We start from the raw sequence: 14,489 nt of genomic DNA, 5'->3' as shown, positions 1-14,489 counted from the left end.
ATGACTTTTAAACACGAATGCCAAGCCTGCTGAGCACGCTTAGATTTTAAGGACAGGATTTTAAGGACAGGATTCAAATGACGTTTTCACTGGCAAACAGCAGGGCCATTTCATGACAGATAAATTATACCCATCAGGTATAAATTCAGTTATGACGCTCACATTAAGCGACACTAAACCTGAGCTGCCGGGTTAATCCTCTCGCGCAGATATGCGATAAACTCTTTCACATGCGGGGAATCGTTGTTTGTTCTGATAAACATGAGTAACGGCGTCGTGACACTTTCATCGGTCAGCGGCAGGTAGGCAACATCCCTTCTCTCCAGTACGACAACCGATTCAGGAACCAAAGCAACGCCCATACCCGCAGCGGCAAAACCAATAGCCGCCTGAACACCGGTCGTTTCATAGGTATTCCGGACCGTTAAACCGCGCACCTGGAAATGACGCATAACATGATCAGCAAAGCTGGGCCTGGGCGTAGAAGGATAAAGAATCAGGGTATGATTTAGAATCTCTTCCATTGAGATTGAGTTCTGTTGCACCAGAGGACTCTCGGAAGAAACCGCTAAAATCATCTTTTCCTCATTCAGATGAATGTTGGTAATACCCTCAACATCGATAGCAAGACGCCCCAGCCCGACATCAATCTTACCGCTTAATAAAGCCTCTGGCTGTTCAGGAGAGAGTAGTTCAAATAGTGAAATCTCTGACTTTTCATTAGTTGATCGCCAGTTTTGGATGAAGCCGGGAATCTCGCTATACAGAATGGAGGGCACAAAACCGACGCCCATCCATAGCTTTTTATCAGAGCTCAGCTTTGCTGTCGCCGCCTTCACTTCATCAATTTTCGCTAGCAACTGCGAGGCCTGTTCAAAAAAGAAAGCCCCGGCATTGGTCAGTTTCATAGGTCTGGAACTGCGGTCCAGCAGCAGCACTCCTAACTCCTCTTCAAGGTTTTGAATCTGCCTTGAAAGGGGCGGCTGGGCGATGTGCAGCTCCTCTGCAGCGCGACTGAAGTTGCGGGTTCGGGCAACCGCTTCAAAGTATTTAAGTTGCCTAAGCTCCATCATTATACCTCTTAGGTATAGTTGCAGACGAAATCCATATTAGACTGATCAGTATGTATTGGCAACTATAGTCATATTCCAGATCGTGCAGTTGTTCTGAGAAGAAGCTCTATCCGGCATAGATCGGACCTAATAATAACAATGAGTGAACAAGCAATGACTAATAAATCCCGCCGCACATTCCTTAAAACCGCTCTGGCTGCATCTGCCGCAGTAGGCACCCTGCAATCACCCTTCGTACACGCTCGACAGACCCTCAAAATCGGTTATGTCAGTCCACGAACAGGACCACTGGCTGCCTTTTCTGAACCCGATGAATTTACCCTGCAACAGGTTAGAAAGGTTCTGGCTAAAGGTCTGACCGCGACGAATGGTGAACAGTTTGATATTGAGATCATCTATAAAGATACTCAGTCAAACCCAAACCGTGCCGCTGAAGTCACTGCTGAACTGATCCTCAAAGATGGTGTTGATCTGGTTGTTGCCTGCTCAACGCCAACCACCACCAACCCGGTTGCTGATCAGTGTGAACTGAACGGCGTCCCTTGTGTCACCAATGATGCACCCTGGCAGCCATATTTCTTCGGCCGGGGTGGGGACCCTAAAACAGGCTTCGAGTGGACCTACCATTTCTTCTGGGGTCTTGAAGATATTATCGGGTCATACGCCAGCTTATGGGAAAAAATTGAGACCAATAAGTCTGTTGGTGCTTTGTGGCCCAATGATGAAGATGGCCTGGCATGGGGTGATGAAAATCGCGGTTTCCCTCCAGTGCTGGCGAAGAAAGGCTTCCAGATTATTGACCGGGGGCGCTTCCAGGTACCGGTTAATGATTTCTCAACCTTCATCTCAGCTTTCCGGGAAAAAGAAGTTGAAATCATTACCGGTGTCATTACCCCCCCAGACTTTGCCAACTTCTGGAATCAGTCTGGCCAGATGGGTTTCCAGCCTAAAATCGTAACCGTTGCTAAAGCCACCGAATTTCCGGCGGCAATCAAAGCGATTGGTGATCGCGCTGAAGGTCTGACAGTTGAGTTAATGTGGAGCCCCGCTAATCCATTCAACTCAAGCCTCACCGGCCAAACAGCCCGTGAACTGGCTGATGAATACAAAGCTACCACCGGTATCGCCTGGACTCAGACATTGGGCATGAAGCACTCACTGTTTGAAGTGGCTATCGACGTGTTAAAACGTGCCGGTAGCAAAGAGCCTGAAGTGATTCGCGATGCAATTGCCAGCACCAACCTGAACACCGTTGCAGGTTCAGTCAACTTCCAGCATGGCCCTGTGCCCAATGTTGCTAAAACGCCCCTCGTTACAGGCCAGTGGCAGAAGCGCGGCAAAGAGCTTGAACTGATTATTGTCGAGAACAGCCAGGCACCGATGATTCCTGTGGAATCTGAACTGATGCCGATGAAGTACTCATAAGATCAATGCTGTCCCCGGGCGGAAACTCTTTCCGCCCCTTTCAAATCAATAACGAATAAACAAAGAGCGATCTTGTGTTTAAACAAAGCCTTTGCGCTCTGGCACCTGCCTGAGCATGCCGGTTTTTGGAGAGTTATATGCTGTTAAAGGTTGAAAACGCCAACAAAAGCTATGGTGCCCTCAAAGTAACCCGGAATATCTCTTTCGAGGTTGCAGAGGGTGAAACGCTGGGGATTCTGGGGCCTAACGGTGCCGGCAAAACAACACTTTTCAATCTTATTTCCGGAGATGCAGGCCTTGATGAGGGCTCCATCTACTTCAATGGCTCAGAGATCTCCGGTCTGCGACCCTTTCAGCGCTGCCGATCCGGGATCGGCCGCAGTTATCAGGTTCCTCATCCTTTTGGCAATATGTCTGTTTTTGAAAACCTGATGACCGCCGCCTGTTTTGGCGGAATGCTGCCCGAAAGCGAAGCAGTAAAGGTTGCTGAAGAGATACTTGAAGTGACCGGGTTAACCTCGGTTGCCAATCAGCCTGCCGGTAGCATGACCCTGCTGAATCGTAAACGACTTGAGCTGGCCCGGGCACTCTCAACACGACCAAAACTATTGCTACTGGACGAGATTGCCGGAGGTCTGACAGAACATGAAGCGAAAGAACTGGTTGATGAACTCAAACGGATAAAAGCCGCCGGCACGACCATGATCTGGATAGAGCATGTGGTCCATGCATTGATGTCGATTGCTGACCGTTTACTGGTAATCAATTTCGGTGAAAAACTCGCTGAAGGGCTGCCCACCGATGTAATGAATGATGCCGAAGTGAAGCGCGTTTACATGGGGATTGAAGCATGAGTTCAGTAGTCATTGAAACCCATAAACTTAACGGCTTTTACGGCGATGCTAAGGTGCTGTTCGATATCGATTTTCGTCTTAACGAAGGAGAAGTCGTCGGTGTTCTGGGCGCCAATGGTGCAGGTAAATCGTCTTTTCTGAAAGCGATTTCAGGCCTGATGAAAGTTGAACCCGGCATGATCACACTCAGAGGCGAAGCGATTGGCGGCTCGGAGCCCGGAGAGATTGTGCGCAAAGGGATAGCGATGGTGCCGGAAGGTCGACGCCTGTTTCCCAGTATGACCGTTGAAGAGAACCTCAAGATGGGTGCTTTTGCCGGTCGCAAAGGCCGCTGGGATATTAACAGTGTCTATGCGCAGTTTCCGATTCTGAAAGAGAAGCGGAACGTACCATCTACCTCACTGTCGGGCGGGCAGCAACAGATGGTTGCCATTGGACGTGCGCTGATGAGCAATCCTGACGTTCTGATGTGTGATGAGATCTCGCTGGGACTGGCCCCCGTCGTCATTAAAGATATCTACGACTCGCTTCCAAATATCGTCTCCGAAGGAATGAGCGTAGTGATCATCGAACAGGACGTCATGGTGGCTCAACGCTGTTCTCAGCGATTGTATTGTCTTCAGGAGGGGCGCGTCTCCCTGGAAGGCGCCAGTGAAGCGCTGACACGTGACCAAATCAGTCAAGCTTACTTTGGAATTTAATCATGATTGAAACAATTACCCAGGGGATTCTGCTCGGCGGTCTGTATTGCATCTTTGCGCTGGGCTTATCGCTGATGTTCGGCGTTATGCGCCTGACCAATATCGCGCTGGGTGACCAGATCATCATCTCTGGCTTCATCGCCATAGGGATAGCATCCGTATTGCAGTTAAATATCGTCCTGATCGGCCTGGCCTTACTGCCCTGTGCTTATGTCAGTGGCTACCTGTTCCAGCGTGCCGTGCTGAACCCAACGCTATCGAGAGACCCGGTGCCATCACTGGTTGTCACTTTTGGTCTCTCGATTGTGATTCAAAACGTACTACAGGAGCTGTTTTCAGCTAACCCAAGGTCGCTGGATTCCGGCGGACTGAATACCCAGAGTATCGATCTTGGCGGCGGTTTTGTGATTGGCGTACTGCCGCTAATCATCTTTGCAACCGCCATTGCCTGCACCTTCGGTTTGCAGATGCTGTTCTCAAAAACTTCAACGGGTCGCTCTTTCCGTGCGGTATCTGATGATAGAGAGATCGCTGAGCTGATGGGCCTGAGTGCAAAAAAAGTCTATGCCACCGCGACCGGCATTGCCTTCTGCCTGATCGCTATCGCCGGTCTGTTCCAAAGTATGCGTACCACCATCTCACCCGCAGACGGCCCATCACTGCTGCTGTTTGCATTTGAAGCGGTGATTATCGGCGGCATGGGCTCATTTTGGGGAACCTTCGCCGGCGCACTGATATTAGGTATTACTCAGCAGATAGGTTTTATGTTCGATCCGGCCTGGGGCATCTGGTTTGGCCATCTGGTCTTTATCATCATTCTGTTTATTAAACCGAACGGACTTTTCCCCAAAACAAAGGGCTGAACAATGAACGCGAAAGTTGTAACAAATACCGCTAATAGCAAAGTAGGGATCAGCATCGCTGTTCTTGCCGTTATGATTGCGGCAGCTCTCCCTTATTGGGGAAATCCTTACTGGATGTATGAGTTTGTTAACATCGCCTGCTTCTTTATCTTTGCCATGATGTGGAATCTGCTGGCGGGTTATGGCGGTATGGTCTCAGTAGGTCAGCAAGCTTTTTTTGGCATCGGCGGATACACCATGCTGGCACTAGGAAACCTGGCCGGTGTAAACCCCTTTATTGCAATACCGCTGGCAGCAATCCTTGCGGCCATTCTGGCCTACCCTCTGTCTAAACTGGCCTTCCGGCTGCAGGGTGGTTATTTCGCCATCGGCACCTGGGTTATTTCGGAAGTCGTACGCTTAACCGTCGCTAATATCGAGATGGTTGGTGGCGGCGCGGGAACCAGTCTGACCGCTTTCCGTGGCGTTAGCCGTACCTTTCGCCAGTACACAACCTACTGGATCGCTCTTGGATGTGTCGTAGCCACTATTGCACTGATCTATATCTTCCTGCGCAGCAAGCAGGGGCTGGCACTGCAGGCGATTCGTGACAGCGAAGTGGCTGCAGAAAGCCAGGGGGTTGACGTGCAAAAAATGAAACTGGCCGTTTATATCGTCGCTGCCTTTGGCTGTGGTCTGGCTGGAGCACTCTATTTTGTCAGCAACCTGCGTATCAGCCCTGATGCTGCCTTCAGTGTGAACTGGACCGCCTTTGGTATCTTTATCGTGATGATCGGCGGTATTGGCCGGATAGAGGGACCGATTATCGGCACCATTCTGTTCTGGGCGATCAATCACTATTTCAGCGATTTTGGCACCTGGTATCTGATTGGTCTGGGTGTACTGGCCATTCTGATGACGCTGTTCGCTAAAGAGGGTATCGCAGGCTTGCTGCACAAACATTTCGGCTGGGATGTGCTGACCACTAAGCGAATATTTAAAGCGTCATAGCGTCCTTATCTGCACTTGATTAAACACCCTGCAGTTCTCTGCGGGGCCTGATAAAAACGGTTACAAAAAGGACTTTTCTAATGACCGAAAACGGTTAGCCATTACAACAATAAAAATTACTTTTTGGTAAACACTTATGTGCCCAGACAAGAAGATAATCTTACAAAGAGACGGCATCTACATAAAGTTATCACTTTATAGTGAACCAGTATCTTCAGAAGAGTATTTAAGCACCTCCCCTGAGGATGGTTTGAAAGTCCTCTGTTCCCGAACACAGGTAGAAAATCTGTTGCATATCCGGCTGTATAAAAAGGCCGACTGTACCGTTATCAATACCCGCGAGAAAGAACCGGAAGTTAAATCTGAAAAACTATATACCGACACCGTTGAGCTAACGTCTGGATATTTTAAAAACCTGTTACTCTCGATACTCGATCTGTCTGAACCTGTTCCGCAGTTTCTACAATCCTCATATATCGACATCATTTTTTACAATCTCGAAAAAAACCACGAGTCATTTCTGCAGACAAAAAAAGTCAGCCCCAAAAAAGTCGACACTTTCACTAAACTGCAGAACTATATCGACTGGAACATTAAGCAGAGCATATCCATCGAGTCGCTATCTCAAATTTCCCATATGAGCGAGCGTTCACTCTACTATCTATTTAAAGATATAGAGTCAACGACTCCGCACCTCTACATCAAGAAACGCAAAATCCTGCATGCCTATCAGGATCTCAGACGCTCCTCGCCGGACCGCACAGTTACTCAGGTGGCTATGGAGTATGGCTTTAGTAATCTGGGGCGTTTTGCGCAGATCTATCGACAACAGATAGGCGAACTGCCATCAGAAACCCTGACGAAGTCAGGTCTGCTGGCATAAAGAGGAAGTGAAATCATCAGGATAAAATGAGGTTAGAGCAAGGTAACTTAGTAGAATACACGCACTCTGCCCCAACCTCATTGATCGCTTATATCAATCCTTGAATTTCTGAATCTCACCCGACTTCAGGCGTGAGAGGTAAGAGTTCAAATCAACTTTTACCAAACTCATCAGGAAGTACAGACCGATGATATTGACAACGGCCATGGCAAAGATTGCCGCGTCGGAGAAGTCAATAACAGGCCCAAGGTTAGCCGCCGCACCGATGACCACAAAGAGACAGAAAAGCACTTTGAAAACCAGTTCAGTCGTTTTCCCTTCACCAAACAGGTAGGTCCAGGCTTTCAAACCGTAGTATGACCAACTGATCATGGTAGAGAAGGCAAATAGAACAACAGCCACCGCCAACACATATGGGAACCAGCTCAGGGCCGATCCAAAGGCAGCAGACGTCAGCGCTACACCGGAGGAACCATCTGCCGTGATAATCCGGCCGTTCTCACCAATCAGATAGAGTCCGGTAGCCGGGTCTGTCGTTAGCTGACCGGTGATAATAATCACCAGAGCAGTCATAGTACAGATCACTACAGTATCAATAAATGGTTCAAGCAGAGAGACCAAACCTTCGGTAATCGGCTCTTTAGTACGCACAGCTGAGTGAGCAATAGCTGCCGAACCAACACCGGCTTCGTTAGAGAATGCTGCCCGTTTGAAGCCCTGAATTAGTGCTCCGACAAAACCACCTGCAACACCCAATCCAGTAAATGCACCTTCAAAAATTTGCCCAAACGCCCAGCCAATCTTATCGGCATTCATCAGAATAATAATGACTGAGGCTGCAACGTAAAGCACGCCCATAAAGGGAACGACTTTCTCAGTCACATTGGCGATCGACTTAATACCGCCAACGATGACGGCAAAGACGATAACCGCAAAAATAATACCTGTGATCCAGCCAGGATAATCACCCACAATACTGCTGATCTGAGCATGGGCCTGATTCGCCTGGAACATATTGCCGCCACCAAACGCACCCAGAATACAAAAGATCGAGAACAGGATAGCCAGAAAACCACCGCCAGGAAGACCTTTTTCTTTAAAGCCCTTAGATATGTAATACATCGGGCCACCGGAAACGGTGCCATCTGCATATTCATTACGGTATTTAACACCCAGAGTACACTCGGTGAACTTTGAGGCCATCCCCATCAGACCGGCCAGAATCATCCAGAAAGTTGCACCGGGACCGCCGATACTGACAGCAACAGCTACACCTGCGATGTTACCTAAACCCACAGTACCGGACAGCGCCGTTGCCAGCGCCTGGAAGTGAGATACCTCACCCGCGTCATCGGGGTCGGAGTAATCACCTTTCACCAGCGAGATTGAGTGACGAATCGCGCGGAATTGAATAAAACCAAAATAGAGTGTGAAGATAGTCGCACCCGTCACCAGCCAGAGAACAATCCAGGGAAAGCTGGTTCCCGGCAGAGGTGCAAAGATAAGGTTTACAAACCAACCTGTCGCCAATGCAAAGGCTTCGTTAACCGTCTGATCAATACTGCCTTCAGCCATCGCAGCTGAGCTTTGCAACAACGCGATAAACGAGACAACAGCGCCGCTAATCATTTTATTAAAATGCATAAGAAGCCCTCAATTTACAACGGTGACAGGAACGCTAGCGCTCATCACCAGTTTTGCGGTTACACTGCCAAACAGTTTCGCAGCTATTCCAGTTTCCGTAGAACGGGCAACAATAATCTGCTGCGCTTTCTCTTTCACGGCCACTTTATTCAACAGTTCTGCGGCATCACCATGAAGCACACGGCCACTAGCAATATAGCCTTCTGATTTAAGCGTTTCTAATGCAGGGGTTATGACACGCTCTGAGGCAAGTTTGATCTCCTGCTCTCTGCGCTTATGGCGCATCGCGTTTTCTTCGGGGGTTTGAAAGCTGTAGGGGGACCACTCAATGATATAAACCAACTCGATTGTGCAGTCACCAATGAGTTTTGACAGATGTTTAGCATGTGTAAGAGCCCGCTCCCCCGGCTCACTACCATCTAAACCAACAATCAACTTTGTTGACATGGCGTTCTTCCTTTTTATTATTAGTACAAGAACATTAAGTCTAGACTATGAATTTCCAGTCAAGTAAGAAAAAAAAGAATGGGAAAATTAACTACAGAAACTGTAAAAAAAGTGAATAGTTTTAAGGAGAATGATCAAAATTGATTTGAAATGCTGCTATTTTTCAAAAGCTGTAGTTGCACCGATATCACGCCGCTGCAGTGGATACGTATACTCTTCTGCGTACTTTCAGTACAAATTCTGCTTACACCAGACCTTGAAATCTAAGTGCTTCAAGACCATATAATCAGTATGATGACCTTTTAAAAACAGTTTACAGCGCGGCTTATTCGGAATTGTTTATATACGCGCAAAGAAGCAGTATAGGGTATCGGTTGATTGAAAAAATAAGCGAAGCAGGATCTGAAAACTATATGTCTAACAGCGGACAGTCGGATTATTTAAAAAAGATACACCATGTTACAGATGATGCTAAAACCCTGATCAACCGGGCAATACAAAAGCGACTCTGTATCGGCATCACCGGGCTGAGCCGCAGCGGAAAATCGACCTTTATCACCAGCCTTATCAATCAGCTTAAACAGCACGGTGCCAAGAATTCCCGCCTGGGTGGTTTCTCCCCCTGGTTAAAGAAACGTATCATCCATGTGCAGGAACACCCGCTGGAAAACCGTTACCTGCCCCGCTTTGATTATGAACAGGCGGTGGACAGTCTGTCGGGGAGTGCGCCGCACTGGCCAGCACCAACCCGGGATATCAGCGGCGTATTACTGGAGATCAAACTGGCGGATCTCGGCTGGTTTGGCAGAAAAACCACGAAAAGTGTTTTTATCGAGCTGCGGGACTACCCGGGAGAGTGGCTGGTCGATCTGCCACTACTAAAAATGAGCTTTCGGGACTGGTGTGTTCAGGTTGAAAAGCAGCTATCCCGAGCGCCCAGAAATCAACTTCCGAATAACCCTCTGGCCGCGCTAAATGCGCTGGACCCTTTTTCGGCCTACGACGCAGCGGCGATAGAAACACTGCGCGACACCTATAGCGACTTTCTGCACGCCTGCAAACAGCAGTCTCCGCCACTCACCATCATTCAACCGGGGCGATTTATCGAACCGGGCACCCAAGCCGGACATCCCGCTCTGCAGTTCGTGCCGCTGGTCGCCTGTGCCGGCCATAGCGAAGCACAGCTGCAGGCCGCCAGCAAAAACAGCAACTTCAAGCAATTAGAAGCGATCTTCGAACGCTACAAGGCCGATATCGTCAAACCCTTTTTTAAAGAGTTTATCGAGCCAATCGACCGTCAGGTGGTGTTGGTCGATGTCTTGAATGTGCTTCACGGAGGCGAGCCATATCTCCACGAGATGATGCATGCACTGGAAGCGATTGGTGAGAGTTTTGAATACAGCGGTGGGCTGTTTCATTCACGAGTCGAAAAGGTTCTCTATGCCGCCACCAAGGTGGATCAGGTTGTCTCCCAGGATCACGATAATGTCCGGCATCTGTTAAGCAGCATCGTGAGAAAATCGCTGGAACGGATCAAGGGCGCGCAGGCTGACCTGCGCATAGAAGCGGTCGCGGCCGTCCGCTCCTCACATGCACAAACCCAGGGTAATGAAGAGATACTCAAAGGGATCTCCACCGACGGCGAAGCCATTGGCTTTGTTAACCCGCGTATTCCCGATCATATCCCCTCTGAGTCGGAATTTACCGCGTTTATCGACTGGAAACTGCCGCAGCTAAACCCACCAAAAAGTATTCGCGCCAATCAGGATCAGGCTATTCCGCACATCCGCATGGATGAGGTTCTACATAATTTAATGGGTGATATATGTCGATAAAAACTGAGCAGGATAGCGACTCCCGCATCCCCCGCACCTTCAAAATATCGGAAGCCGATCTGGAGGGGATGATCCCCGAATCGATTGAGTCTGAACAGATCGAAAATGAACTGAGCAATACCGACCCGATCAACTGGAATAACCACCCACAACCGCTCTTTTCCAAGGCGATGAAACTGACCGCCATCGGCTTGGGGGGTGTGTTCTGCCTGACGCTGATAAATGACCTGATCTCGATTATTAACAACGCATCAGCACTTCACTGGGCATTTGGCATCGCCGTATCAACGGTGCTGGCGCTGCTGACCCTGATATCGGGTATTGGTCTGTTTAAATGGGTTCGGGGCAGCAACGATATTGAGAAAATTGCGGAGTTTCAAGCGCGTGCGCAGGAGTTACAGACCAGACGAAACAGCCCCGGCATCACCCCGTTTATTGATCATCTGGTAAACTTTTACCGCGATACACCACAAGCAACACAGCTGGAAAACGCACTCAGCTTAATGCCGGACTACCTGGATGATGCCGAACGGCTAAAACAGCTGGAAACACTCTTTATCGAACCACTGGATAAGCGGGTCGAGAACATCATCCGCAAACACAGTGTGCAAACAGGACTTGCCGTGGCGGCAAGCCCGATGCCCTCACTGGATGCATTGCTCACCCTGTGGCGCACCACCATTATGATCAAAGAGATCTCCGATACCTACGGCATCCGGCCAAATTTTAGCAACCGCATGCGCGTACTCTATAAAGTAGGCCGAAACACTGCCTATTCCGGCTTGTCACAAACCGGCCTGGACATGCTCGATCTGTCCAACTTTCCTGCACTGAATATCGGTGCCAAGGCGATGCAAGGCGCTGGGGCGTGTATAGCGACCTCACGCATCGGCATTCAATGCGCAGCACTGTGCAGACCGATACCCGCAGATGAGTCAAAAACCGGCTACCGGGAGAAACTGGTATCGTCGCTGTTGCTGCTACTGGGGAAAAAGCTGAATAAGGGGCTGAATAAAGGTGGTTGAACAGAGACTGGTTTCATATTCAGCCCTTCTCATCTCAGTCAAGGATCCAAGTGCCTCTCGCTAACTAAAAAGGCCCAAAGCAATGCTTTACCACAGAGCTCACAGAGAAGATCGAGAAGAGCCGTTAACCTGCTTTCCTCTGTGCTCTCGGTGTTCTTAGCATACCGTTTGGGTACGGTGGTGAATCTTTTAGATAAAACCTAATCGCCATGAGGGCATGGCTCGCTACAAAATCCGATCTTCCAGAACACTGTTTTTATGTAGAAGCGACGCTAGCATGCCTTCTGGGTACCTCATCATGATAAAGCTGACAATAATAGCTTTTTACCCCGCACAAAGTTCACAGAGAAGATCAAGAAGAGCCTAACTGACATGACTGAGTCTCAGCAACAAACCGAACAGTTAGCAAAATCAGTTCGTTAAAGCCTCATTCAAAAACTTAATAAAATTCCGTTTGGCTTTAAAACGAACCCTGAAGTCAGCCAGCATTTGTTCAGCCAACGCTTTATGTCCGGCATCATCCGCAATTGAAATCACCGTTAATATCAGCGCGACTGCCTTGTGGTACGCATTGTTGTTACCTTGTGATACATAGCCATCGGCCAGTAGCGCATAAAGAGGGATCGCAATGTCAGGCTTGTTATTGAACGCCTGAGCAACCTGTAACAAAGAAGACTCATCTACCTGATGCTGTCGTACCAACGCCAGGGCATCAAGGTATTCTTCCTCCCGCAGATACAGCGCTACCAGATCATCAGCATATCGATGAAACCAGGGCTGATGTGCATTCTTCTCTATTCTGCCAAGTAAAAACGCTTCGGCCCGTTCAAAATAGTTTTCATCAGAATGGCTCATCTCTGCCAGTTCCAACACCCTTTCATAATCCTCCAGCTCTAATGTTTGCTGATAGAGACTCCACTGTATCGCTAACGCCTGCTGGAAATTGTCATGAGAGAGCAGCAATCTGATCTCCATGCGTTCAACATTAAAACCGGAATACCGGTTGCGTTTATCTCCTACCTTTAAACGCTTAGCTTCAGACAACCAGCGTTCCGCCTGATCAACCTCACCCTGTTCATGGCACAACTGGCAAAGCTCCAGAAAATCCGCCTCTGTTATTGCTGTTTTTTGCAACAGACTAATCACCGCTTGCAAGTCATTATCGCGTTCGGCTCGGCTACGTAATTGATACTGTAGCATCCTGTAGGTTGACTTATCATCCCAGCCAGCGTTTTCACTCAGGGGCGGCAAAGCATCCCAGCGACGCTGATATTCGGTATAGATCAACGTCTCGCCTTCATCCCCCAGACAGGTCAGGTAAGCATCCGGAATTGCCTCATACAAAACTTGCTGACGGTTTGAAAAAGCTGAATCGCCAATCCAGCTCCTCGTTACCATCACCGCTTTTATTTGAGACTAATCTTGGCGCTATTGTAAGGCTCACCTTCAGGTGCGGAATTCAGTAACTCATACTTGATACTTAGCAAAGGAATGTCATCTTCGGGTTTATAACGGCTAAGAACGTCCTCCATTACTTTACGAGTACTGCGAATACGAGGCGAGTAATGAGACAACTGGATATTTTTCGATAGCATTGAAAACAGCATTTTGCTGTCATTACCGAGGCTGTGATATGACTTCTCCGCCATCCTGTAAAGATCTTCTTCGCCTGCAGTGTCATTGGTTCCATAGAGAATCTTTTCTGTTTCAAGATAACGCTGTGAGAATGCAAATTTAATATGCTCAGAACTAGGAAGGTTATCAATCAGATCAGCCAGAAAAAGCGCTCCCGTATTAAAATACACACGTTCACCTGATTGACTGGGCGATGTATGCGTCATCAAAAAGTACCCTGCCAATAGCACTTCCGGACTCCATCTCCCAAGATTGGGATCTTCACTCTCCATTAACTCGTTAAGTTCAGATATATAAAAACAAAACGGCAATAAAGGATGAACTTTTTCATTCGATCTTGAAAGAGAGTTGCTCACTTCATGTAAATCAAGACGTTCCATGACCGCATTCTTCGCATCACTAAGCCAGCTTTCTGAGTTAGAATGACCAATGAAACGGCCTTTAAAAAAACCCTTTTCGCATGCATCTAAAAGCAATATTTTTTTGCCCGGAGCCCGTACAGAGATATTCCATGTTTCATTTATAGATGAATACTTAAAAGACATATCGATAGAATTAATAAGCTGCTGAATATGTGATTTTATATCGCTATGAAGCTTATCTAATACATCAGTAATGCCGTTTCTATTAGTTTCAAGAATCTCCTGGATATAACTGGCTTTATGTTCATCATCAATGAAATTAATGACTGAATATTTAGCAGCCGTTTCACGCTTCAGAAACGAATAAAACCCCTCTTCAAAGCGATTAGATGCCGACACCAGACTATTGACAGATTGTGTTATCGCGAAGTAATTATCAATCAGTTGTTCGTGCAGTCCCTCATAATAAGTATGTAACTCCTGTGACTGCTGACGAGCAGAAATATCTGCTGTACGGGAGGCTATTGCAATAGCTACATAAGCACCGGCAAACGCAATAGGTAAGCCGATAATCAGATTAATCGAGTCTGCGACGGATGACCATTGTTCAAAGTTGACTAAATCCAGCATGTCCTTAGGGCTGACTAGCCAGAGGATCATCGTAAACAGGACTAGAGCAATCAACAGGAGAAAAATCACCCCTAGTTTGAAATCACGAAACTCACGATTTTTTCTGGACGAGAAAGACATAT

General features: G+C 48.0%; 13 protein-coding genes. 8 read left to right on the top strand and 5 right to left on the bottom strand.

Features of this window, described 5'->3' with window-relative positions; genetic code table 11:
• Positions 1-173: 173 nt before the first annotated feature.
• A complete protein-coding gene (locus tag Q0499_RS20485; RefSeq protein ID WP_299203713.1) occupies positions 174-1,070 on the bottom strand; it encodes a LysR family transcriptional regulator in 897 nt (298 codons plus the stop codon).
• A gap of 156 nt (positions 1,071-1,226) precedes the next feature.
• Between Q0499_RS20485 and Q0499_RS20480 the strand changes: the two genes are divergently transcribed.
• From Q0499_RS20480 to Q0499_RS20455, 6 genes are all read left to right on the top strand, one after another.
• The gene (locus Q0499_RS20480) at positions 1,227-2,498 is read left to right on the top strand and encodes an ABC transporter substrate-binding protein (protein ID WP_299203710.1); all 1,272 of its coding nucleotides are present in this window, start codon (positions 1,227-1,229) and stop codon (positions 2,496-2,498) included.
• 137 nt (positions 2,499-2,635) lie between these two features.
• Positions 2,636-3,352: an ABC transporter ATP-binding protein gene (locus Q0499_RS20475; protein ID WP_299203705.1), complete on the top strand. Its 717-nt coding sequence runs from the start codon at positions 2,636-2,638 to the stop codon at positions 3,350-3,352.
• The gene (locus Q0499_RS20470) at positions 3,349-4,053 is read left to right on the top strand and encodes an ABC transporter ATP-binding protein (protein ID WP_299203702.1); all 705 of its coding nucleotides are present in this window, start codon (positions 3,349-3,351) and stop codon (positions 4,051-4,053) included. The genes Q0499_RS20475 and Q0499_RS20470 overlap by 4 nt, the downstream gene beginning before the upstream one ends.
• A gap of 2 nt (positions 4,054-4,055) precedes the next feature.
• Entirely contained in the window at positions 4,056-4,916 is an 861-nt protein-coding gene (locus Q0499_RS20465; RefSeq protein WP_299203699.1) for a branched-chain amino acid ABC transporter permease, read from the top strand.
• 3 nt (positions 4,917-4,919) lie between these two features.
• Positions 4,920-5,906 carry a branched-chain amino acid ABC transporter permease gene (locus Q0499_RS20460; RefSeq protein WP_299203697.1) on the top strand — a complete coding sequence of 329 codons (987 nt, stop codon included), beginning with the start codon at positions 4,920-4,922 and terminating at the stop codon, positions 5,904-5,906.
• A 289-nt stretch (positions 5,907-6,195) separates the two neighbouring features.
• Positions 6,196-6,789, top strand: coding sequence for a helix-turn-helix domain-containing protein (locus tag Q0499_RS20455; RefSeq protein ID WP_299203694.1), 594 nt, complete (start codon positions 6,196-6,198; stop codon positions 6,787-6,789).
• A 93-nt stretch (positions 6,790-6,882) separates the two neighbouring features.
• Here the strand turns inward: Q0499_RS20455 and Q0499_RS20450 are convergent, their stop codons facing one another.
• Positions 6,883-8,433: an alanine/glycine:cation symporter family protein gene (locus Q0499_RS20450; RefSeq protein ID WP_299203692.1), complete on the bottom strand. Its 1,551-nt coding sequence runs from the start codon at positions 8,431-8,433 to the stop codon at positions 6,883-6,885.
• Between the two features lie 9 nt (positions 8,434-8,442).
• On the bottom strand, positions 8,443-8,880 hold the full coding sequence (locus tag Q0499_RS20445; protein WP_299203689.1) for a universal stress protein: 438 nt from the start codon (positions 8,878-8,880) through the stop codon (positions 8,443-8,445).
• A 413-nt stretch (positions 8,881-9,293) separates the two neighbouring features.
• Here Q0499_RS20445 and Q0499_RS20440 point away from each other — a divergent pair, with 413 nt between their 5' ends.
• Together Q0499_RS20440 and Q0499_RS20435 are read left to right on the top strand one after the other, a co-directional pair.
• Positions 9,294-10,715: a YcjX family protein gene (locus tag Q0499_RS20440; protein ID WP_299203686.1), complete on the top strand. Its 1,422-nt coding sequence runs from the start codon at positions 9,294-9,296 to the stop codon at positions 10,713-10,715.
• A complete protein-coding gene (locus Q0499_RS20435; protein WP_299203683.1) occupies positions 10,706-11,740 on the top strand; it encodes a YcjF family protein in 1,035 nt (344 codons plus the stop codon). The genes Q0499_RS20440 and Q0499_RS20435 overlap by 10 nt, the downstream gene beginning before the upstream one ends.
• A 411-nt stretch (positions 11,741-12,151) precedes the next feature.
• Here the strand turns inward: Q0499_RS20435 and Q0499_RS20430 are convergent, their stop codons facing one another.
• Together Q0499_RS20430 and Q0499_RS20425 are read right to left on the bottom strand one after the other, a co-directional pair.
• Positions 12,152-13,138 carry a hypothetical protein gene (locus Q0499_RS20430; RefSeq protein ID WP_299203680.1) on the bottom strand — a complete coding sequence of 329 codons (987 nt, stop codon included), beginning with the start codon at positions 13,136-13,138 and terminating at the stop codon, positions 12,152-12,154.
• An 8-nt stretch (positions 13,139-13,146) separates the two neighbouring features.
• Positions 13,147-14,487, bottom strand: a complete 1,341-nt coding sequence (locus tag Q0499_RS20425; protein ID WP_299203675.1) for a hypothetical protein — start codon at positions 14,485-14,487, stop codon at positions 13,147-13,149.
• Between the last annotated feature and the right edge of the window lie 2 nt (positions 14,488-14,489).

Source organism: uncultured Amphritea sp. (genome assembly GCF_937127095.1).
GTDB lineage: Bacteria > Pseudomonadota > Gammaproteobacteria > Pseudomonadales > Balneatricaceae > Amphritea.
Note: the sequence above shows the minus strand (reverse complement) of the source record. Positions and strands in the feature narration are given on the sequence as shown.